The 20,506-nt window shown below is 66.6% G+C and carries 18 protein-coding genes and 1 riboswitch; of the genes, 4 read left to right on the forward strand and 14 right to left on the reverse strand.

Going from position 1 to position 20,506, the window contains the following annotated elements; translation table 11 throughout:
• Positions 1–118: 118 nt before the first annotated feature.
• The gene (gene gloA, locus PXJ20_RS04715; RefSeq protein ID WP_017772718.1) at positions 119–505 is read left to right on the forward strand and encodes a lactoylglutathione lyase; all 387 of its coding nucleotides are present in this window, start codon (positions 119–121) and stop codon (positions 503–505) included.
• 1 nt (position 506) lies between these two features.
• On the opposite strand, the gene PXJ20_RS04720 is transcribed toward gloA, so the two are convergent.
• From PXJ20_RS04720 to miaB, 11 genes are all read right to left on the reverse strand, one after another.
• Positions 507–1,439: a M48 family metallopeptidase gene (locus PXJ20_RS04720; RefSeq protein WP_126877619.1), complete on the reverse strand. Its 933-nt coding sequence runs from the start codon at positions 1,437–1,439 to the stop codon at positions 507–509.
• Between the two features lie 82 nt (positions 1,440–1,521).
• Complete coding sequence (locus tag PXJ20_RS04725; protein ID WP_017772720.1) at positions 1,522–2,283, reverse strand: lysophospholipid acyltransferase family protein; 762 nt, start codon at positions 2,281–2,283, stop codon at positions 1,522–1,524.
• 72 nt (positions 2,284–2,355) lie between these two features.
• Positions 2,356–2,919 (reverse strand): D-glycero-beta-D-manno-heptose 1,7-bisphosphate 7-phosphatase, encoded by a 564-nt coding sequence (gene gmhB / locus PXJ20_RS04730; protein WP_421030278.1) that lies wholly within the window; start codon positions 2,917–2,919, stop codon positions 2,356–2,358.
• Positions 2,920–2,926: 7 nt separating this feature from the next.
• Positions 2,927–5,032 (reverse strand): glycine--tRNA ligase subunit beta, encoded by a 2,106-nt coding sequence (gene glyS, locus PXJ20_RS04735; protein ID WP_421030279.1) that lies wholly within the window; start codon positions 5,030–5,032, stop codon positions 2,927–2,929.
• 16 nt (positions 5,033–5,048) lie between these two features.
• Entirely contained in the window at positions 5,049–6,056 is a 1,008-nt protein-coding gene (gene glyQ / locus PXJ20_RS04740; protein ID WP_081884822.1) for a glycine--tRNA ligase subunit alpha, read from the reverse strand.
• A 234-nt stretch (positions 6,057–6,290) separates the two neighbouring features.
• Positions 6,291–8,015: an apolipoprotein N-acyltransferase gene (lnt, locus tag PXJ20_RS04745; protein WP_421030280.1), complete on the reverse strand. Its 1,725-nt coding sequence runs from the start codon at positions 8,013–8,015 to the stop codon at positions 6,291–6,293.
• Between the two features lie 313 nt (positions 8,016–8,328).
• Positions 8,329–9,222: an HlyC/CorC family transporter gene (locus tag PXJ20_RS04750; protein WP_026121025.1), complete on the reverse strand. Its 894-nt coding sequence runs from the start codon at positions 9,220–9,222 to the stop codon at positions 8,329–8,331.
• Positions 9,223–9,564: 342 nt separating this feature from the next.
• A complete protein-coding gene (locus PXJ20_RS04755; protein WP_413213045.1) occupies positions 9,565–10,248 on the reverse strand; it encodes a gamma-glutamylcyclotransferase in 684 nt (227 codons plus the stop codon).
• A gap of 15 nt (positions 10,249–10,263) precedes the next feature.
• The gene (gene ybeY, locus PXJ20_RS04760; RefSeq protein ID WP_277597296.1) at positions 10,264–10,731 is read right to left on the reverse strand and encodes an rRNA maturation RNase YbeY; all 468 of its coding nucleotides are present in this window, start codon (positions 10,729–10,731) and stop codon (positions 10,264–10,266) included.
• Entirely contained in the window at positions 10,728–11,774 is a 1,047-nt protein-coding gene (locus PXJ20_RS04765) for a PhoH family protein (protein WP_126877614.1), read from the reverse strand. Before PXJ20_RS04765 ends, ybeY begins: the two co-directional genes overlap by 4 nt.
• Before the next feature lie 96 nt (positions 11,775–11,870).
• Entirely contained in the window at positions 11,871–13,304 is a 1,434-nt protein-coding gene (gene miaB / locus PXJ20_RS04770; protein ID WP_421030281.1) for a tRNA (N6-isopentenyl adenosine(37)-C2)-methylthiotransferase MiaB, read from the reverse strand.
• A gap of 482 nt (positions 13,305–13,786) precedes the next feature.
• Between miaB and PXJ20_RS04775 the strand changes: the two genes are divergently transcribed.
• The 3 genes from PXJ20_RS04775 (at position 13,787) to ribB (ending at position 17,120) form a co-directional block, all read left to right on the forward strand.
• On the forward strand, positions 13,787–14,995 hold the full coding sequence (locus PXJ20_RS04775; RefSeq protein WP_017772730.1) for an MFS transporter: 1,209 nt from the start codon (positions 13,787–13,789) through the stop codon (positions 14,993–14,995).
• A 248-nt stretch (positions 14,996–15,243) separates the two neighbouring features.
• Positions 15,244–15,915, forward strand: coding sequence for a helix-turn-helix domain-containing protein (locus PXJ20_RS04780; RefSeq protein WP_199541698.1), 672 nt, complete (start codon positions 15,244–15,246; stop codon positions 15,913–15,915).
• A gap of 89 nt (positions 15,916–16,004) precedes the next feature.
• A riboswitch (FMN riboswitch) is annotated at positions 16,005–16,197 on the forward strand.
• 173 nt (positions 16,198–16,370) lie between these two features.
• On the forward strand, positions 16,371–17,120 hold the full coding sequence (ribB, locus tag PXJ20_RS04785) for a 3,4-dihydroxy-2-butanone-4-phosphate synthase (protein WP_421030282.1): 750 nt from the start codon (positions 16,371–16,373) through the stop codon (positions 17,118–17,120).
• Between the two features lie 97 nt (positions 17,121–17,217).
• On the opposite strand, the gene PXJ20_RS04790 is transcribed toward ribB, so the two are convergent.
• The 3 genes from PXJ20_RS04790 to glpK all read right to left on the reverse strand — a co-directional run bounded on the left by PXJ20_RS04790 (position 17,218) and on the right by glpK (position 20,492).
• Positions 17,218–17,904 carry an HAD family hydrolase gene (locus PXJ20_RS04790; protein WP_421030283.1) on the reverse strand — a complete coding sequence of 229 codons (687 nt, stop codon included), beginning with the start codon at positions 17,902–17,904 and terminating at the stop codon, positions 17,218–17,220.
• Between the two features lie 249 nt (positions 17,905–18,153).
• Positions 18,154–18,861 carry an MIP/aquaporin family protein gene (locus PXJ20_RS04795; protein ID WP_017772734.1) on the reverse strand — a complete coding sequence of 236 codons (708 nt, stop codon included), beginning with the start codon at positions 18,859–18,861 and terminating at the stop codon, positions 18,154–18,156.
• A 131-nt stretch (positions 18,862–18,992) separates the two neighbouring features.
• Positions 18,993–20,492, reverse strand: a complete 1,500-nt coding sequence (gene glpK / locus PXJ20_RS04800; protein ID WP_421030973.1) for a glycerol kinase GlpK — start codon at positions 20,490–20,492, stop codon at positions 18,993–18,995.
• Between the last annotated feature and the right edge of the window lie 14 nt (positions 20,493–20,506).

Raw genomic sequence — 20,506 nt, forward strand, 5'->3', positions numbered from 1 at the left:
ATGCGCCGGGAGCTGCAGCGCGGCGCAAACTGGCGCGTTCACGCGTGGAGCGCCGGCGGCAGGCAGTGCGCATTTTTGGTAACCTGCGCGTTTTCACGAAGGCAAAACGGAGTACGCGATGCGCTTGCTGCACACGATGATCCGGGTCGGCAATCTCGACCGCTCGATCAAGTTCTACACAGAGCTGCTCGGCATGAAACTGCTGCGCCGCGAAGATTATCCCGAAGGCAAATTCACGCTCGCGTTCGTCGGCTACACCGATGAACGCGACGGCACCGTCATCGAATTAACCCACAACTGGGACACCGGGTCGTACGATCTGGGCGGCGGCTTTGGCCACCTCGCCGTTGAAGTGGAAGACGCCTACGCCGCGTGCGAGAAGATCAAGGCGCAGGGTGGCACGGTGGTGCGCGAAGCGGGTCCGATGAAGCACGGCACGACCGTGATCGCGTTCGTCACGGACCCGGACGGCTACAAGATCGAGTTCATCCAGAAAAAGAAGTAACTCACATCACCGGCAGCAGCTCGGGCGGGTGCTGGCGCAGCGCCTCCCGCGCTTCGCGGAACTCGGGAAAGATCGACTCCACGGTCTGCCAGAAGCGCGGGCTGTGGTTCATCTCGCGCAGATGCGAGAGTTCGTGCGCGACGACGTAGTCGATGACCGAGAGCGGGAAGTGGATGAGCCGCCAGTTGAGGCGGATGCGTCCGTCGCTCGAGCAACTGCCCCAGCGCGTCGCCGCCGACGACAGCGCATACGCGCGGTACGTCACCCCCAACTTGTCCGCATAGACCTCGAGCCGCTCGCCGAAGAGCCGCTTCGCCTCGTTCTGCAGCCAGCCCTGCACGCGGTCTTTGATCTGCTGCGGGTCCGCGTGCAGCGGCAGCGGCAGTGCGAGCGCTCTCGCCGCTTCATCGAATGCGAGCGTGCCGTGTGGCGCGGCGAGCGTCACGCTGACAGGCTTGCCGAGATAGGGCACCTCGGCGCCGTCTTTCCATTCCACCTGAGGCAGCGCGCGCTGTTCCGTGCGAGTCTGCCATTCCGAAAGCTTCGCGAAAATCCAGCGTTCCTTGCCTGCGATGGCCGCTTCGATGTCCGCGAGCGTCACCCAGCGCGGCGCCGTGATGGTGAGCCCCGTGCCGTCGATCGTGAAGCCGATGGAGCGGCGCGAGGAGCGCTTGAGCCGGTAGTGCAGCGTCTTCGCACCGAGCGTGAGCGCGCGCAGCTTCGTGCCGTCCGGCGCGCGCGGCGGTGTAGCCGGTGCTGGCGTCAACGGGTCAAGGGCAGAGGCAGGGGACGTTGGCGCGAGCGGCTTGACCGACGTGAGCGGCGCAAGCGACTGCGGCGTGAGCGGCACCTGAACCGGCTCGGGAAAGAGCGGCAGGTCGAGTTGCCGGCTGTCGAGCGCCGCGGCGTGCCGCGGCCTGGGAGGCTTGTGCATCGAATTCGGCTTGGGCGAAACGCTCGCAATTTGCGCGTCATGCGCGCCTCGCGGCGAGGCGCGAACGCACAGGGGTGGCGCGTCAGATCCGGGCAGTGGTGGCGGGCGAAGCGTCCGTCACGTTGTACGCGGCAGGATCGATGCGGCGCATCTCGGCTTCGATCCATGCTTCCACGCGCGTATTCACTTCGTCGGCCGTTAGCCCTGCAGTATCAATGGGTTGGCCGATCGACACCGTGACTATACCCGGATATTTATAAAACGAGTTGCGAGGCCACACGCGCCCTGCGTTGTGCGCGATGGGCACCACGGGCGCGCCGGTCGCAATCGCAAAGCGCGCGCCGCCGGTCTTGTACTTGCCCTGCTTGCCCACCGGCGTGCGCGTGCCTTCGGGGAACATGATCACCCACGCGCCTTCGCTCATCCGCTGCTTGCCCTGGCGCGTGACGGAATCGAACGCGTGCTTGCCTTCCTTGCGATCGATGTGAACCATCTTCAGCATGCCCAGCGCCCAGCCGAAGAACGGCACGTAGAGCAGTTCGCGCTTGAACACGTAGCAGAGCGGCCGCGGCATCACGGCGGGAAACGCAACCGTCTCCCATGCGGACTGGTGCTTTGAAAGCAGCACCGCCGGGCCGTCCGGCAGGTTTTCCATGCCCTGCACGCGATAGCGGATGCCGTTGAGCCAGCGCGTGACGAAGATCGTCGTACGGCACCAGCCCACGGCCATCCAGTAGCGCCGGTCGGCGCGCATGAATGGGAAGGCGATGAAGCAGGCGGTCGCGTACGGCACCGTGAACACGGCGAAGTACACGAGCAGCAACAGGGAACGGACAAAAAGCATGGGTGTGATCCTGCAAACAGGCGTCCAGCTTCCACTGGCAAACCGCAAGCGGCTAGCGCGGCGCTGACGGCGTTACTCGTGTCGGCTCGAAAGAAAGTCGAGCGCGAAGGCGCGCAGGTCGTCATGGACCTTCGTGCCTTCGGGCAGCCCCCCACTGGCGAGCGTCTTCGTACCCTTGCCGGTGCGCACGAGATGCAGCTGAAAGCCGAGTATGGCGCCGGCCTGCAAGTCGCGCAGCGCGTCGCCGACCACCGGCGTGTCTTCCGGGCTGATCTCGAAGCGCTCGGCAATCATCTTCAGCATGCCCGGCTTCGGCTTGCGGCATTCGCACTGGTCTTCGGCCGTGTGCGGGCAGAAGAACACGGCGTCGATACGGCCGCCCACCGCGGCGGCCATGCGGTGCATCTTGAGATGCATCGCGTTGAGCGCCGCCATGTCGAAGAGGCCGCGGCCGATGCCCGACTGGTTCGACGCCACCGCCACGCGATAGCCCGCCTGGTTCAGGCGTGCGATGGCTTCGAGGCTGCCCGGAATGGCGACCCATTCGTCGGGCGACTTGATGAAGGCGTCCGAGTCGAGGTTGATTACGCCGTCGCGGTCGAGAATGACGAGCTTTCTGCTGGCACTGGTCGGCATGGCAGGCTCAGGCGGCGAGCCGCGAAATGTCTGCCACGCAGTTCATCTGCTGGTGCAGCGCGCCGAGCAGGGCGAGGCGATTCGCGCGCAGCGCCGCGTCTTCGGCGTTCACCATGACGTCGTTGAAGAACGTGTCCACCGGCTCGCGCAGCGCGGCAAGCGCGGTGAGCGCGCCCGTGTACTGCCGCTCGGCCAGCTGCGACTGCACGCGCGGGGCCACCTGTTCGAGCTGCGCGTGCAACGCCTTTTCCGCAGCTTCCACGAGGAGCGCGGTTTGCACGCCACCGGCTGCGCCGCTTTCGGACTTCTTCAAGATGTTCGAGATGCGCTTGTTCGCCGCTGCAAGCGATGCCGCTTCGGCCAGGGCCGCGAATTCGCGCACCGCATCGAGGCGCGCGACGACGTCGTCGAGCCGCGTGGGATTGAGCGCCAGCACGGCGTCGATTTCGCTCGCCGCGTAGCCGCGCTCGCGCAGCAGGCCGCGCAGGCGGTCCATGAAGAACGCGTAGAGGGCGTCCGTCGAATCGGCTACGTTCGGTACCGCGGCGAACTGCGCGTAAGCGGCGCGCAGCAGCGCGACGATATCGAGCGGCAACTGCTTTTCCACGAGAATGCGCAGCACGCCGAGCGCGTGACGGCGCAGCGCGAACGGGTCTTTCTCGCCCGTGGGCTGAAGCCCGACGCCCCAGATGCCCACGAGCGTTTCGAGCTTGTCCGCGAGCGCGACCACGGTGCCCGTGGTGGTGGCGGGCAGCGCGTCGCCGGAGAAGCGCGGCTGGTAGTGCTCGCTGCACGCAAGCGCCACTTCTTCCGGCTCGCCGTCGTGGCGCGCGTAGTACGTGCCCATCGTGCCTTGCAGCTCGGGGAACTCGCCCACCATGTCGGTGAGCAGGTCCGCCTTGGCGAGCCGCGCGCCGAGCGTGGCGAGCGCGATGTCGGCGCCCATCATCTGCGCGATCGTGCCGGCAAGGCCTTCCAGCCGCTCCACGCGCTGCAGCTGCGAGCCGAGCTTGTTGTGATACACGACGTTCGCGAGCAGCGGAACGCGGTCCGAGAGGCGCTTCTTCTTGTCGTGCTCGAAGAAGAACTTGGCGTCGGCGAGGCGCGGACGCACCACGCGCTCGTTGCCTTCCACGATGTCGTCCGGCGTCTTCGTTTCGATGTTCGAGACGATGAGAAAGCGCGAGCGCAGCTTGCCCGCGGCGTCGGTGAGCGCGAAGTATTTCTGGTTCGTCTGCATGGTGAGGATCAAACATTCCTGCGGCACCTGCAGGAATTCGTCCTCGAAGCGGCAGGCGTAGACCACCGGCCATTCGACGAGCGCTGTCACTTCGTCGAGCAGCGCTTCGGGCATCACCACCTGGTCGCCGTTCGCCTGCGCGAGCAGGTGCGTGCGGATGGTTTCCTTGCGGTCGGCGAAGCTCGCCACAACGTGACCCTTGTGCAGCAGCGTTTGCGCGTAGGCGTCCGCATTCGGAATGGCGACGAGCCCTTCCGAGAGAAAGCGGTGGCCGCGCGTGGTGTCGCCTGCGTCCACACCGAATGCGGTGACGGGCACGACGTCCGCGCCATGCAGCACCGTGAGCCGATGCACGGGCCGCACGAACTGGATGTTGCTGCCGTCCGGGCGCTGGTACGTCATGACCTTCGGAATGGGCAGCTTCGAGATGGCGAGCGCTTCGTCCAGCACGGCTTGCAGCCCCTCGGCGAGCGTCGCGCCCGGGGCCGAGTAGTTGAGGAAGAACGCTTCGTTCTTGCCGTCCGTGGCGCGTTCGAGTTCCGCGACGGGGAAGTCGGGAAAGCCGAGCGCCGCGAGCTTCTTCGCGAGCGGCGCGGTGGGCTGGCCGTTCGCATCGAGCGCGACGGAGACGGGCAGCACTTTCTCGCGCACGCGCTTTTCGGGCGCGACGCTGCGCACGTTCTTCACGACGACGGCGAGGCGCCGCGGCGTGGCATAGCGTTCGAACGACAGTTCGCCTTCGATCAGGTCACGCGCGGCGAGGCGCTGCGCAATGCCTTCGGCGAACGCGTCGCCAAGGCGCGCGAGGGCCTTCGGCGGCAGCTCTTCGGTCAGCAGTTCGACGAGCAGGGTAGCTTGGTGAGCGTGTGTCATGGAGTTCTTGATCCCGTCATTCCTCGTCGAACTTGCGTTCGACTTTCAGCGGCGGCGCCCAGGCGGGCATTGCGGCGTCTTGTGCATCGGTCGTGAGGCCGGGCACGCCGTGCACGGGATTGCCGAGCATCGGGAAGCCGAGCCGCTCGCGCGAGTCGTAATACGCCTGCGCCACGAGCCGCGAGAGCGCACGAATGCGGCCGATGTAGGCAGCACGCTCCGTGACCGAAATGGCGCCGCGCGCATCGAGCAGGTTGAACGTGTGGCCGGCCTTGAGCACGAGTTCGTAGGCGGGCAGCGGGAGCGCGTTGTCCATCATCCGCTTCGCTTCCGCTTCGTAGCTGTTGAAGAACGTGAAGAGCAGATCGACGTTCGCGTGCTCGAAGTTGTACTTCGACTGTTCGACCTCGTTCTGGTGATAGACGTCGCCGTAGGTGAGGCGGCGCACCTCGGGGCCGTTCGGGCCTGGCTCTTCCCACTCGGTCCACACGAGGTCGTAGACGTTCTCGACCTTCTGCAGATACATGGCGAGGCGCTCCAGGCCGTAGGTGATTTCGCCCAGCACCGGCTTGCAGTCGATGCCGCCCACCTGCTGGAAGTACGTGAATTGCGTCACTTCCATGCCGTTGAGCCAGACCTCCCAGCCGAGGCCCCAGGCGCCGAGCGTGGGGTTTTCCCAGTCGTCTTCCACGAAGCGCACGTCGTTCTGTTTCAGGTCGAAGCCGAGCGCTTCGAGCGAGCCGAGATAGAGATCGAGGATGTTTTCCGGCGCCGGCTTCAGCACCGCCTGGTACTGGTAGTAGTGCTGCAGGCGGTTCGGGTTTTCGCCGTAACGGCCGTCTTTCGGACGGCGCGACGGCTGCACGTACGCGGCGCGCCAGGGCTCGGGACCGATTGCGCGCAGGAAGGTATGGACGTGCGAGGTGCCCGCGCCGACTTCCATGTCGATGGGCTGGAGCAGCGCGCAGCCCTGCTTGTCCCAGTAGGACTGCAGCGTCAGGATGATTTGCTGAAACGTGAGCATGAAGTGCCTTTCGGGCAGATGGCGCCCCGCGGCCCGGCGCCGTGCGGACCCTCCGCAGCGCGAGCCGGCTGGTATGCGGCCGGGGGCTAAAACGTTGAATTTTACCGGATTGGCGGTGGGTTGAGACTTCCAGCGGGGTAGGCCGCCTGGCTGATTCGCTCGGGCGACTCACGAGGGCAAACGCCCTCGTGTCCGATTCGCGACATCGTGCCGCCGTCGTGCCGCCGTCGCCCCTTACTTTTTCCTCGACGTCCGCCGCCCCGGCCCAAACGCAAACCCGAACGCGAGCAACAGCAGCGACACCGCGAGCACCGTGTTGTTGCCGCTCGTCACGTAGGGCGTGAAGCCCGAGGTGCCTTGCACGTCGACGTCGAGCGTGCCTTCGGTGAAGGTGGGCAGGCGGGCGATCACGCGGCCGCGGGCGTCGATGGCGGCGGTCGCGCCCGTGTTGGTGGCGCGCAGCATCGGCCGCCCGGTTTCGAGCGAGCGCATGCGCGCGATCTGCAGATGCTGGTCGAGCGCGATGGTGTTGCCGAACCACGCCAGATTGGTCGTGTTGACGAGCACGCCCGCGGGCGTCGCGCTGTCGCGAATGCTGCGCGCAATCTCTTCGCCGAAGATGTCTTCGTAGCAGATGTCGACGGCCACGGGCTGGTTGTGCACGACGAACGGCTGCTGCACCGGCGTGCCGCGCGCGAAGTCGCCCAGCGGAATGTTCATGAGGTTCACGAACCAGCGGAAGCCCCAAGGCACGAACTCGCCGAATGGCACGAGGTGATGCTTGTCGTAGCGGTACAGTTCGCGCGAGCCCGGCGTGATGCCGTAGAGGCTGTTCGTGTAGTCGACGATGCGTCCATCAGGCGTGACCGTACCGCCGATCGCACCGAACAGGATCGCCGTGCCCGTGGAGTCCGCGAACTGGCGGACCGCCGTAGCGAAGCGGTCGGGCACCTGCTGCACGAGCACGGGAATCGCGGTTTCGGGCGTCACGACGAGGTCGGCCGGTTTCGCGGTGATCATCTGCTGGTATTCGTTGATGGCCTGCAGTACGCCCGCTTCTTCGAATTTCATGTCCTGCTTGACGTTGCCTTGCAGCAGCCGTACGTGCAGCGGTGCGTTGGCGGGCACGGTCCACGTGACAAACGAGAGCGCCATGCCGGCGGCGACGAGCGCGATCGCGATGCCGCCCGACACGGCCACGCCAGCAGCGGGCTTTGCTGCGTCAAGCGACGCAGGCGCGCCGCTCACGCCATTCGTCTTGCCGCTTGCGGACGAACGGCCCGACTGCGCGGCGCGCGTGACGGCCTGCACGATCAGCGCGGCCACGAGCGCCAGCATCCAGCCCACGCCGTACACGCCGACCACCGGCGCGAATCCGGCGAGCGGTCCGTCCACCTGCGCGTAGCCGCTCGCGAGCCACGGAAAGCCCGTGAACACCGTGCCGCGCAGCCACTCACCGAGCGCCCAGGCGCTGGCGAAGGCGAACGCGCCGTGCCATGTCGGCGAAAACGGCCGGTCGCCCGCTTTGCCGTTGTTCGCGTGGCCGGCGCAAAACGACCAGATACCGGCCGCGAGCGCGGGATAGAAGCCGAGGTACAGCGAGAACAGCGCGAGCGCCGCGCCCGCGAGCGGCGCGGGCATGCCACCGTAGAAATGCATGCTGACGTAGAGCCACCACACGCCGGTCACGAGGTTGCCGAAGCCGAAGGCCCAGCCGGTGAGGGCGGCGCTCTTCCAGCCCGTGGTGCGCGTGAGCCAGAAATAGAAGAACGCGAAGATCGCGATTTCGAGCCAGCCGCCGTGCGGCGTGGGCGCGAATGAAAGTGTGTTGGCGGCTCCTGCTGCGAGGGCGGCGAGGTAATGCCAGCGCGGCAGCGCGCGACCGCCTGCCGATTCGGCGGCATCAGGGGCGGTGGGCGCCGCGCCGGAACGCAGGCGCGAGGAAATGGGGTCGGCCATGGTCGAATTCAGTGAGTGCCAGTGTGGCTCGTGTAAGTGCTCGGGGCGCGGCCGATGGCCGGCGAGCGATTGTTGCATAAGGTTGTGACGCGATGCGGCTTGGCGAGGTTCGCGCCACGCCGCATGTCGGGGGCGGGACGCGGGATGTGCCGCGAGTCGCGCCGCGGCTATCCGGGGTATCGGCGAGGTGTGTGGCGTTGGAGCGAAGCGCTGCGTTATCTGGCGGGTTTGGCCGGGTTGCGGCCGGATGTCTGCCGAGTCAGCCTGCCCGGTGGTCCGGAGGGAACACCGTGGCCCCGCCAGGGCGCCGGCTTCAGGTCCCCGGCGGTTGCAGCGCCGCCTCGCGCTGGCCGGCCATCGCGTCGCGACGTACCAGCAGCATGTGGAGTTGCCGTGCGTCGGCGCGCAGTACTTCGAAGATCAGATCGTCGATACGCACTTTTTCGCCGCGATGCGGCACGTGCCCGAAGTGGTGCGTGACGAGCCCGCCGATGGTATCCACTTCCTCGTCGGGGAAATGCGTGCCGAAGACCTCGTTGAACTGGCCGATTTCGGTAAGCGCGCGCACGCGAAAACGCCCGTCGGGCGATTCGATAATGTTGCCGCTTTCCTCGTCGAAGTCGTACTCGTCTTCGATGTCGCCCACGATCTGTTCGAGCACGTCTTCGATCGTGATGAGGCCGGCTACGCCGCCGTACTCGTCCACGACGATGGCGATGTGGTTGCGGTTCATGCGGAAGTCGCGCAGCAGCACGTTGAGGCGCTTCGACTCCGGAATGAACACCGCGGGGCGCAGCATGCCGCGCACGTCGAACTCTTCTTCGGCGTAGTAGCGCAGCAGGTCTTTCGCGAGCAGCACACCGATCACGTTGTCGCGATTGCCTTCGTAGACCGGATAGCGCGAGTGCGCCTTTTCCAGCACGTATGGAATGAATTCGTCGGGATTGTCCGCGATGTTGATCGCGTCCATCTGCGCGCGCGGAACCATGATGTCGCGGGCGCACAGTTCGGAGACCTGGAACACGCCTTCGATCATCGAGAGCGAATCCGCGTCGATGAGGTTGCGTTCGTGCGCGTCCTGGAGAATCTCGAGAAGCTCGCCGCGGGAATCGGGCTCGGGCGAGATGAAGTCGGTCAGTCGCTCGAGCAGCGAGCGCTTTTCGTGAGGTTTGCCGGTTTGTCGTCGACTGGGATAAGAGTCGTTCATGGTGGTGCGCCCCGCCATGCCGGGCGCGCTGTTGCGGAGGGTTAAGGATACACCACGCGGGTGGCGCGACCGTGTAGCCAGGCGGCCAGCGCGTTGGCCAGGGGCGCTGCCGGCGTGGCCGCCGTGGTTGGGCACGGCGCCTTGCCGAGTGGCCGTGAACCGTCTGGCCGATGCCGCTGCGCGCGGGCAACGTCGTTCAATGCTATCGCAGAAACCCGCGCGGCTGCGGGTGGACAAATTTCGGCGCGAGTGCGAAGCGAGCGTGGCCCCGTCGTCCCCTTCGCCCCCATCGCCCCCCTCGCACTTTCCGGCCGTGGCTGCTGGGGTGATTCAGGCACCGCATCAAGGCGCCGACGCCGCAGCGTCCGCCGCGCAGCGCCGCAGCAACGCTTCCAGCGCGCGGTCCGGCATGCCGATTTCGCGCAGCGCGATGACCGTGCGCCGCACGTAGTCGAGCGTCGATCCGTAGCGGCCGCAAGCGCATCCCAGCACAGTGCGAACCGTCTCGTCGGACAATTTGCCGGTGTAGCTGGGCACGTCGCGCCGCATCACGAAGGCCAGCGCTTCCACGAAGCGCCCGTCGGCCAGCTTGCACGGCAGCCAGGCCGGACGATACGAGCCCATCGGCATTTCGCGCCGCCACAGTGCTTCGAGATGCGGCATCACGCCCGTGGCGGCCAGTCGAAACGCCATGCCCTGGCACGAGCCGCCGCGGTCGAGCGCGAGCACGAGGCCCGGCTGCTCGGGCGTGCCGCGGTTCACCCGCGACCACAGATAAAGCCCGCGATGGTAGCCATGCACGCGCGAGCGCACGCTTTCCACGGTGGGCAGGCCCGGGTTCCAGATCAGCGATCCATAGCCGAACAGCCACAGGTCGCTTTGGCCGTCCCATTGCTGCAAGGTGCAGTCGAGCGAGGCGCGGAGTTCTTCGTCCGTGAGCAGGCGCGAGGCGCCGAGCGACGGCGGATAGTCAGGACACGGAGCCGCCCCGGCGGCAAGTGGTGTCGAGAGATAGCGGGGGCTCACTTGAGGGCGGCGGGTTCAGTCGGCGCGGTACGGATCGGGGAAACCGAGGGAGTTCATGATATCGGTTTCAATGCCTTCCATCTCTTCGGCCTCGTCGTCGGTTTCGTGGTCGTAGCCCTGGGCGTGGAGCGCGCCGTGCACCAGCAGATGCGCGTAGTGAGCGGCGAGCGGCTTGCCCTGCTCGGCGGCTTCACGCTCGACCACCGGGCAGCACAGGATGAGGTCGCCCGTCACCGGGTCTTCTTCGCTTTGCGCGTAGGCGAAGGTGAGCACGTTGGTGGCGTAGTCCTTGCCGCGGTAGGTGCGGTTCAAGGTGCGGCCTTCCTCGGCGTCGACGAAGCGCACGGTGAGTTCCGCGTCCGCGAACAGGGCCGCCTTGACCCAGTTCGCGACCGTGGCGCGCGGCAGCATCGCCTTGTGTTGCGGGAATGCCTTCGCGGCCGGAAATTGCAGCGTCAGTTTCAGTTTGGGCGCGCGCGTCATGCTTCTTCTTGTTTCGCGTGCTCGTCGTAGGCCTCGACAATGCGCGCGACGAGCGGATGGCGCACCACGTCCGCGCTCGTAAAGCGAGTGAGCGCGATGCCGCGCACGTTCGCGAGCACCTGCTGCGCTTCCACGAGGCCGCTCTTCTGCGCGCGCGGCAGGTCGATCTGCGTCGTGTCGCCCGTCACCACGGCCTTCGATCCGAAGCCGATGCGCGTGAGGAACATCTTCATCTGCTCGGGCGTGGTGTTCTGCGCCTCGTCGAGGATGATGAACGCGTGGTTCAGCGTGCGGCCGCGCATGTAGGCGAGCGGCGCGATTTCGATCATCTGGCGCTCGAACATCTTGGCGGTCTTGTCGAAGCCGAGCAGGTCGTAGAGCGCGTCGTAGAGCGGACGCAGGTACGGGTCCACTTTCTGCGCGAGGTCGCCGGGCAGAAAGCCGAGCCGCTCGCCCGCCTCGACGGCCGGGCGCGTCAGCACGATGCGCTTGACCTGGTCGCGTTCGAGCGCGTCCACGGCGCAGGCCACGGCCAGATAGGTCTTGCCTGTGCCGGCCGGACCCACGCCGAACGTCACGTCGTGCGACACGATCTGCTTGAGGTATTCGCGCTGGGCCGGCGTGCGGCCGCGCAGGTCGGCGCGGCGCGTGTAGAGCTTAGGTCCCGGTTCTTCGGCCTCGCCGTCGGCGTGTGCGGGTTCGTCGAACGGATGGTCGGGGTCGCCGCGAAAACGCGGGTCCAGTTCCTCGTTGCCGTTCGTGCCCGTGCCCGTGGTGGCCGGGTGCCGGGCTTCGACGAGCGCCAGCTGGATGTCGTCGACGGAAAGCGGCTCGCGCGCGCGGTTGTAGAAGTTTTCGAGGGCAGCCATGGCGACTTTCGCGCCGCGCCCGCGAATTGCGATGCGGTGGCCGCGCCTTGATAGCGTCACGTCGAGCGCCTGTTCGATCTGGCGCAGGTTTTCGTCGAGCGGCCCGCAGAGATTGGCGAGCCGGGCGTTGTCGTCGCGCGGGGCGGTGAATTCCAGTTGCTGGGTGGTCTTCAAGGTGTCTGGCTACTCCTGCCGGTTAGCGGCCGTGGATTCGGGCGGTGGCGGGCGCGCGCCGCGGTTCGGGGCACGCGCGCGCCAGGCGCTGCAGGTTCAATGCGCCGCGGCCGGTTTGCCGCCATGCGCTTTGTCGTGGGCTTTCTCGTGAGTTTCGTCGTGGGATTCGTCTTGCGTCAGCAGCAACTCGCCACGCAGCGAATGTGGGTACGCGTGGCCGATTTTCACGTCGATCATCTGGCCGATCAGCCGCGCGTGCGACGCGACGGGCGCCGGGAAGTTGACCACGCGGTTGTTCTCGGTGCGGCCCGCGAGTTCGGTCGGGTCTTTGCGCGACGGTCCTTCCACGAGAATGCGCTCCACGTTGCCGACCATCGACGCGCTGATGCGCGCCACGTTTTCCTCGATGGTGGCCTGCAGGTGCTGCAGGCGCTTCAGCTTGACCTCGCGCGGCGTGTCGTCGTGCAGGTTCGCCGCAGGGGTGCCTGGCCGCGGGCTGTAGATGAACGAGAAGCTCGTGTCATAGCTCATCTCGTCGACGAGCGCCATGGTCTTCTCGAAGTCCGCTTCGGTTTCGCCGGGAAAGCCGACGATGATGTCCGTAGAGAGCGACAGATCGGGCCGGATGGCACGCAGGCGGCGGATTACCGACTTGTATTCGAGCACCGTGTAGCCGCGCTTCATCGCCATCAGGATGCGGTCGGAGCCGTGCTGCACGGGCAGGTGCAGGTGGCTCACGAGCTTGGGCACCTTCGCGTAGGTGTCGATCAGGCGCTGCGTGAATTCCTTCGGATGCGACGTCGTATAGCGGATGCGTTCGATGCCCGGCACGTCGGCCACGTATTCGATCAGCGTGGCGAAGTCCGCGACTTCGTGTGAGCCGGCGCTCAGCGCTCCTCCGAATTTTCCACGATAAGCGTTCACGTTCTGGCCGAGCAGCGTGACCTCGCGCACGCCCTGGTCGGCGAGGCCGGCGATTTCGGTCAGCACGTCGTCGAGCGGGCGCGACACTTCCTCGCCGCGCGTGTACGGCACCACGCAATAGCTGCAGTACTTGCTGCAGCCTTCCATGATGGAGACGAACGCGCTCGGACCTTCGACGCGCGCGGGCGGCAGGTGGTCGAACTTCTCGATTTCGGGGAACGTGATGTCCACTTGCGCACGACCGCTTGCGCGACGGGCGTCGATCATCTGCGGCAGGCGGTGCAGCGTCTGCGGGCCGAACACGAGGTCGACGTAAGGCGCGCGTGCGACGATGGCCGCGCCTTCCTGGCTCGCGACGCAACCGCCCACGCCGATTAGCAGGCTGGGGTTCGCTTCCTTGAGTTCGCGCACGCGGCCGAGATCGGAGAAGACTTTTTCCTGCGCTTTTTCGCGCACGGAACAGGTGTTGAAGAGAATGACGTCCGCGTCTTCGGGGGAGTCGGTCTTGACGAGGCCTTCAGCGGCGCCGAGCACGTCGACCATCTTGTCGGAGTCGTACTCGTTCATCTGGCAGCCAAAGGTCTTTACATAAACTTTCTTGGTCATCGGGTTTCGCCGTTCGCAGTGGTTGACCTGGGGGCGTTGTTCAAAAAGGTGGAGAGCCTCGCGCCGGGCTTGTTCGAATGATGATTGCCGGAGTGCGGGCGAGGCCGGGAAGAGCAAGGAAGGGCCGCGCCGCGGCGGCTGGGGCGCGCGGTGGAATTGCATATTATAGCCCGCCGCCGTTTCCGCTTTGCGACCCGCGAGCCGCTTGGGCAGGGCGTTGGCGCGGTGCGCGGGGCGCTGCATGCCGCAATCTCGACAGGACCGGCGCGAGCCTGCCATTCGCCCCGATTTACCCTCCGCCTCTTCCCGTCCGGTGCCGGCGAAGTCTGCTGCCTCCTCGATCCCTATTCTTCGGTTTTGTTTGAAAATGTTTTCGATTCCGGGCCGATTATCAAATTGACGCGGCGCAGCCACAATGCGCGCCTTGTCGGGTCGTTGCGCGCACGGCGCGTCGGCCTTTTGCACCGGTTCAGGAGATTTCCATGCCCATTCCCTTACTGGCGCTCGCCATCAGCGCGTTCGCCATCGGCACCACCGAGTTCGTCATCATGGGGCTGTTGCCCGACGTGGCGCGCGATCTCGCGGTCTCGATTCCGTCGGCCGGTCTGCTCGTCACGGGCTACGCGCTGGGCGTTGCCGTGGGTGCGCCGCTGCTTGCCGTCGTGACGAGCCGCATGCCGCGCAAACTCGCGCTGCAACTGCTCATGGGCGTGTTCGTCGCGGGCAATGTGCTCTGCGCGGTCGCGTCGGACTATTCGCTGCTGATGGTGGCGCGCGTCGTGGCGTCGTTTGCGCACGGCTCGTTCTTCGGCATCGGCTCCGTGGTGGCCGCTTCGCTCGTGGCGCAGGAAAAGCGCGCGAGCGCCATCGCGTTGATGTTCACCGGTCTTACGCTCGCGAACGTGCTGGGCGTGCCGTTCGGCACCTTCATTGGCCAGGAGTTCGGCTGGCGCATGGCGTTCTGGATCGTGAGCGTGCTGGGCGTGCTCTCGCTCGTGGGCATTACGGCGCTCGTGCCGAACCGGCATGACGCCGGTCCCGCGGGACTCGGCCACGAGGTGCGCGTGCTGCGCGAGCCGCAGGTGTGGCTTGCGCTCGCCATGACGATTCTGGGCTTCGGCGGCGTGTTCGTCGTGTTCACGTACATCACGCCCATTCTCGAAAACGTCGCGGGTTTCTCGCCGCGCGCCGTGACGTTGATTCTCGTGCTGTTCGGCGCGGGGCTCACGCTCGGCAACACGGTGGGCGGCAAGCTCGCCGACCGCGCGCTGATGCCCTCGCTCATGGGCATTCTCGCAATGCTCGCCGTGGTGATGGCGGTGTTCACGAAGACGAGCCATTCGCAGATTGCGGCCGCCGTCACCGTGTTCGTCTGGGGCGTGGCCGCGTTCGCAACGGTGCCGCCGCTGCAGATGCGCGTGGTGGAGAAAGCCGCCGCCGCACCGAACCTCGCATCGACGCTGAACATCGGCGCGTTCAATGTCGGCAACGCGGGCGGCGCGTGGCTGGGCGGTCTCGCCATCTCGCACGGCCTCGGTTACGACGCGCTGCCGTGGGTGGCCGCGGCGGTCTCTGTCGCGGCACTGTTCGTCACGTGGATCGCGGCGCGTCTGGATGCGCAGCGATCCGGCGTTCGCGGGCAAGCGGCTGGTCGTGCGGCGCCTGTAACGGTGCGCGAAGACGCGTGCTGAACGCGAGGCGCATCGGGCGCGCCGCAACGAACGAGCGCTTATGACGAGCGATTCGAAGCTTTCCCGAAACCGCCGTCCGCGATAGTGATAACGGTGTGAAGATAACTTCGTTGGCGCGGGCACAAGCCGATGCGACGATAGCCTCCATTCGAGTTTCAGCTGCCCGATCCGTGCGCGATCCGTGCGCGATCCATGCGCGATCCATGCGCGATCCGGATGCGCGGCAGAACGAAGGAAAGGAGGCGATCATGCATTCCCCGCTTGCGCTTGTCCGCGATGCCGCCGACGAGACCCCCGACGCCCACGCAGGGCAGTTCGATCTGCTGGAACATCTCGTCGGAGTGAATCTTGCGCGGCTGCGTGCCGAGCGCCAGCTTTCGCTCGACGCACTCGCTCGCGCGTCCGGCGTTTCGCGAGCGATGCTCGCGCAGATCGAATCGGCGCGCAGCGTGCCGTCCATCAAGGTGCTGAGCAAGATTGCCGCGGCCCTGAAGGTCTCGGTCGCGGCGTTCCTGCGCCGCCACGCGGTGAACGGTTTCGAACACCTGCCGGCCAGTCGCGCGCGGCGCGTGGTGAGCGCGGACGGCGGCTATGCCGAACGCGCGCTCTATCCCGAAGGCGAGCCCGTTGCCGCCGAGTTCCACGAGCTGCGCATCGCGCCGCTGCATACCGAGTACGGCACGCGCCGCACGCCGGGCACGCTGGTGAATCTCGTGGTGAGCGTGGGGACGCTCGAACTCAGCGTGCACGACCAGCGCCAGTTGCTCGCAACCGGCGACGCCATCGTGTTTGATGCGGACCAGCCGCACAGCCTGCGCAATCCCGGCGACACGGAGGCGCGTGCGTTTCGCGTCACCGTGAACGCGGAGACGCCGCCGCGCTGGGACGCTCCGCCCGATGCGGCACGGCACGAGGGATGAGCGGTGCCGTGCGCGGCATCGCGGCGCAGGTCCGCTGCGCCATCGTCGCGGTTGTTGTATGCTTTGCCCGCCGGATTTTCCGGCAATCAGTGCGTCTTCAGGGCGGGGTGAAATTCCCCACCGGCGGTAGGTCGGCCTGCCTTCACGGCAAAGCCGGCAAGCCCGCGAGCGCCCGCTAGTCAGTACGAACGCCTGCGGCCTGTGTGCCGCGGCATGGCGGGGTCAGCAGATCTGGTGCGATGCCAGAGCCGACGGTCATAGTCCGGATGGAAGAAGATGTGCAGATGGTCACTCTGCCCGCCGTTGCCGGCGCGCGTCTGCGCGCGTGCGGCATGGCGTTCCATGTCGTTGCGGGGCGCTGTGGTTGGCCGCTTGCGGCTTGCCTGTGCGGGTGCTTGTCTGTTTGCAATGCCCTGAAACGTTTTTCGCCCAACTTTTTGCGAGGAGCGTTTCACATGTCCCACTCTCCGTTGTCTTTCGGGAACTCCACCCGCCTTCAAGGCCAGACCGATGCGGCGCGTCCGCTCGACGCCTCGGCCGATCTTCCGTTGCTGGCCACCGAACCCATCCCGCCACGCATTGCCGCCGCGTTGCAGGCCATGCGCGATGGCCGCCCCGTCGTGCTTCAGGACGACGACGACCGCGAGAACGAAGCGGATCTCGTCGTGGCCGCCGAGCGGCTCAGCGTCGAAACCATGGCGCTTCTGATCCGCGAATGCAGCGGCATCGTGTGTCTGTGCCTGCCGGACGAGAAGGTTCGCGCGCTCGAATTGCCGCCCATGGTGGCGCACAACGAGAGCCGCCACGGCACGGCATTCACGGTTTCCATCGAGGCGCGCGAAGGCGTGACCACGGGCGTTTCGGCGGCGGACCGGCTCACGACCATCCGCACTGCGATTGCGGACCACGCGAAGCCGGCCGACATCGCTCGCCCTGGCCACGTGTTTCCGCTGCGTGCGGCGCCTGGCGGGGTGCTGGCGCGACGCGGCCATACCGAAGGCACGGTCGATCTGGCCGTGTTGGCTGGCCTCAAGCCGGCGGGTGTGCTCTGCGAGTTGATGAACGCCGACGGCACGATGGCGCGCGGCGCCGAGGTGGAGCGTTTTGCCGCTCAGCATCGTCTGCCGATGCTGACGATTGCGGAACTCGTCCAGTTTCGCGAGGCGCTTGCGGCCGCGCGCGAGTGTTGTACGGATGAGGCGTAAGGCCGGGTAGTGTGAGTTGGCGGCGCGGCGTCCGGCCTACGGACGCCGCGCGCCGGCCTTGCTTGGCCGGCCACGCCGGCGCACCTCGCAGTCACCCTCAGGACTGCACGTCCCCAAACTCGCCGCGCACGCCGCTTTCGATCAGTGCGGGCAGCGCGTCCATGTGTTCGATGATCCGCGTGAGGCCCATTTCACGCAGCACGTCCGCGTAGCCGTGCGGAATGTGGCTTGCGCCCACGAACGCGATGGTCTTCATGCCCGCGGCACGCGCCGCGTTGAGCCCCGCGATGCTGTCTTCCACGACGATACAGCGCGCCGGCGCGACGCCGAGCTGCTGCGCCGCGTACAGGTAGATATCGGGAAAGGGCTTGGGCCGCGGCACCTGCTCGGCGCTGAACACGCGCGGCCCGAAGAGATTGGCGAGCCCCGCGCGCCGCACCGACGCGCTTACGCGGGCAAGCCGGCTGTTCGATACCACGGCGGCGGGCAGCGGCACGCGCTGCAAGGCATCGCGCACGCCGTTGATGGGGCTCAGCGATTCCGCGAGCGCGCGCTCCACGTTATGTTCGATCGTCTCGAGAAAGTCGGGCGGCAGCTGAAGGTTGAACTCGCTCGCGACGTTCGACAGAAAGCGCGAGGTCTGCTGGCCAAATGCCGTTTTCACGACGGGACCGAAGTCGATGCCGGGGAAGGTGGTGGTGAGGGTCTCGGCGAGCACGCGGTCGGCAATGACTTCGCTGTCGACGAGCACGCCGTCGCAGTCGCAGATGAGATGGTCGATCATGCAGGAAACCGGATGAAGCGCGTCCGGCGGTGGCGCGCGCGGGAATGGGAAGGCGCCATGATACGTCCTTCGGACTGCACGTCTTCATCGCGATGCACACACGCGGCCGCATGCGGCCTCGCGCTGCAAGCCAATGCTCAGCCATCCTGAAATGTCGGGAATGTCGGGAAACGGGCGGCCGTCCTGCCGTCACGGGCGGCGCGCGTCTCGCCGCAAACGCCGCCCTTGGCCCTCAGCGATGCGCGCCCGTTAATGCGCGTGCAGGTAGATCCACGCAGCCATCGAACCGCCTGCGAGCGGCCCCACCACGGGAATCCACGCGTAGTGCCAGTCGCTGTCGCGCTTGCCGGGAATAGGCAGCAGTGCGTGCACGAGCCGCGGCGACAGGTCGCGCGCCGGGCTCATCGCGTAGCCGGTCGGCCCGCCCAGCGAGATGCCGATGCCGAGCACGAGCAGACCCACGGGCAGCGCGTCGAGCGCACCGAGCCCCACCTGCGGCGAGGCGAGATACAGCACGCCCAGAATCAGCACGAAGGTACAGATCATTTCGGTGAGGAAGTTGTGCGGCACGCTGCGAATGGCGGGGGCCGTGCAGAACACGCCGAGCTTCACGTCGGGATCGGCTTCTTTCGCGAAGTGTTGCCGGTAGGCGAGCCACACGAGCAGCGCGCCGGCCATGCCGCCCAGCATCTGCGCCGCCACGTAGCCGGGCACCTTGCTCCAGGCGAACTTGCCCGCGAGCGCGAGCGCCACGGTGACGACGGGATTCAGATGCGCGCCGCTGAACGACGCCGTGATGTACACGGCCACGAACACCGCCATCGCCCAACCCATCACGATGACGATGAGGTCCGCGCCCTTGCCCTTGGTGCGCGCGAGCAGCACGTTGGCGACGGCGCCGTCGCCTAGCAGCACGAGCATGGCCGTGCCCACGAACTCCGCAATATAGGGTGACATTCTTGTTCTCCTGAGCCATTGGGGAGACGGTCCGCCGTTGCGACGGACCGCTGTTTCACCGGGCTGCCGCGAGCCGGTCGTGCTCGCGATGCAGCCAGCGCGCAGCGGGAAGCTGCGTCAGACGAGGGGGATCAGGGCGCGTCGGCCCAGGCCTTCGCGGCGCGCACGGCGCGCTGCCAGCCGTCGAGGCACTGCTTGACGTCGCGTGGCTCCATGGCGGGCGAGAAGCGGCGATCGAGCTGCCATTGCTGCTGCAACTCGCCCACGTCCTTCCAGTAGCCCACGGCGAGGCCTGCCAGATAGGCGGCGCCGAGCGCCGTGGTTTCGCTCACTTGCGGACGGACCGCATCCACGCCGAGCATGTCGGCCTGGAACTGCATGAGCAGATTGTTGGCGCAGGCGCCGCCGTCCACGCGCAGCTCGCCGATGCGGATGCCCGAGTCGGCTTCCATGGCCTTCAGCACGTCGACGGACTGATACGCGATGGAGTCGAGCGCCGCGCGCGCGATATGTGCCGACGTGGTGCCGCGCGTGATGCCGAAGAGCGTGCCGCGCGCGCGGGCATTCCAGTGCGGCGCGCCGAGTCCGGCGAATGCGGGCACGAGATAGACGCCGTCGCAATGCGGCACGCTGCGCGCGAGGCTTTCGATTTCAGCGGCGCTCTTGATGATGCCGAGCCCATCGCGCAGCCATTGCACCACGGCGCCCGCGATGAAGATGCTGCCTTCCAGCGCGTAGTTGATCTGGTCGCCGATCTGCCAGGCGATGGTCGTGACGAGATTGTTCTTCGACTCGATCGGCTTGCTGCCCGTGTTCATCACGAGGAAGCAGCCTGTGCCGTAGGTGTTCTTCACCATGCCCGATTCCGTGCACATCTGGCCGAAGAGCGCGGCGTGCTGGTCGCCGGCGATGCCGCCAATCGGAATCTTCGAGGCGAACACGGTGGTCACGGTCGGTCCGTACACCTCGGACGACGGGCGCACCTCGGGCAGCATGCTGCGCGGAATGTCGAGCGCTTCGAGCAGTTCGTCGTCCCACTTCAACGTATGGATGTTGAAGAGCATGGTGCGCGACGCGTTGGTGACGTCGGTGATGTGCAGGCTGTGCTTCGTGAAGTTCCACACGAGCCAGCTGTCCACGGTGCCGAACGCGAGGCGGCCTTGCCTGGCCTTTTCGCGCGCGCCTTCCACGTTGTCCAGAATCCAGCGGATTTTCGTGGCGGAGAAGTAGGCGTCGATAGGCAAACCGGTCTTCGCGCGCACCTTCTCTTCGAGCCCCTGCGCTTTCAGCTGGTCGCAGAAGTCGGCGGTGCGGCGGTCCTGCCAGACGATGGCGTTGTAGATGGGATGCCCCGTCTCGCGGTCCCACACGATGGTGGTCTCACGCTGGTTCGTGATGCCGATGCCGGCAATCGACGTGCCGTTCAGGCCGGCGCGCGTCACCGCTTCGGCCGCGACACCGGCCTGGGTCGACCAGATTTCCTGGGGATCGTGCTCTACCCAGCCCGGCTTCGGGTAGATCTGTTGGAATTCCTTTTGCGCCGTGGAAACGATGTTTCCCTGACGGTCGAACAGAATGGCGCGCGAGCTGGTTGTGCCCTGGTCGAGTGCGAGGATGTACTGGTCCGTCATGTGTCTCTTCTCCA

Origin of the sequence: Paraburkholderia sp. A1RI_3L (assembly GCF_048957895.1) — a bacterium.
GTDB classification, from domain to species: Bacteria; Pseudomonadota; Gammaproteobacteria; order Burkholderiales; family Burkholderiaceae; genus Paraburkholderia; species Paraburkholderia kururiensis.

Excerpts from the sequence above, each read along its gene's own strand:
- ybeY (WP_277597296.1), bottom strand. The coding sequence starts at position 10,731 with ATGACGCGCGCGCCCAAACTGAAACTGACGCTGCAATTTCCGGCCGCG.
- miaB (WP_421030281.1), bottom strand. The coding sequence starts at position 13,304 with ATGACCAAGAAAGTTTATGTAAAGACCTTTGGCTGCCAGATGAACGAG.
- glyS (WP_421030279.1), bottom strand. The coding sequence starts at position 5,032 with ATGACACACGCTCACCAAGCTACCCTGCTCGTCGAACTGCTGACCGAA.
- PXJ20_RS04720 (WP_126877619.1), bottom strand. The coding sequence starts at position 1,439 with ATGCACAAGCCTCCCAGGCCGCGGCACGCCGCGGCGCTCGACAGCCGG.
- PXJ20_RS04790 (WP_421030283.1), bottom strand. The coding sequence starts at position 17,904 with ATGATCGACCATCTCATCTGCGACTGCGACGGCGTGCTCGTCGACAGC.
- PXJ20_RS04725 (WP_017772720.1), bottom strand. The coding sequence starts at position 2,283 with ATGCTTTTTGTCCGTTCCCTGTTGCTGCTCGTGTACTTCGCCGTGTTC.
- gmhB (WP_421030278.1), bottom strand. The coding sequence starts at position 2,919 with ATGCCGACCAGTGCCAGCAGAAAGCTCGTCATTCTCGACCGCGACGGC.
- ribB (WP_421030282.1), top strand. The coding sequence starts at position 16,371 with ATGTCCCACTCTCCGTTGTCTTTCGGGAACTCCACCCGCCTTCAAGGC.
- glyQ (WP_081884822.1), bottom strand. The coding sequence starts at position 6,056 with ATGCTCACGTTTCAGCAAATCATCCTGACGCTGCAGTCCTACTGGGAC.
- PXJ20_RS04795 (WP_017772734.1), bottom strand. The coding sequence starts at position 18,861 with ATGTCACCCTATATTGCGGAGTTCGTGGGCACGGCCATGCTCGTGCTG.
- gloA (WP_017772718.1), top strand. The coding sequence starts at position 119 with ATGCGCTTGCTGCACACGATGATCCGGGTCGGCAATCTCGACCGCTCG.
- PXJ20_RS04750 (WP_026121025.1), bottom strand. The coding sequence starts at position 9,222 with ATGAACGACTCTTATCCCAGTCGACGACAAACCGGCAAACCTCACGAA.
- glpK (WP_421030973.1), bottom strand. The coding sequence starts at position 20,492 with ATGACGGACCAGTACATCCTCGCACTCGACCAGGGCACAACCAGCTCG.
- lnt (WP_421030280.1), bottom strand. The coding sequence starts at position 8,015 with ATGGCCGACCCCATTTCCTCGCGCCTGCGTTCCGGCGCGGCGCCCACC.
- PXJ20_RS04775 (WP_017772730.1), top strand. The coding sequence starts at position 13,787 with ATGCCCATTCCCTTACTGGCGCTCGCCATCAGCGCGTTCGCCATCGGC.
- PXJ20_RS04780 (WP_199541698.1), top strand. The coding sequence starts at position 15,244 with ATGCATTCCCCGCTTGCGCTTGTCCGCGATGCCGCCGACGAGACCCCC.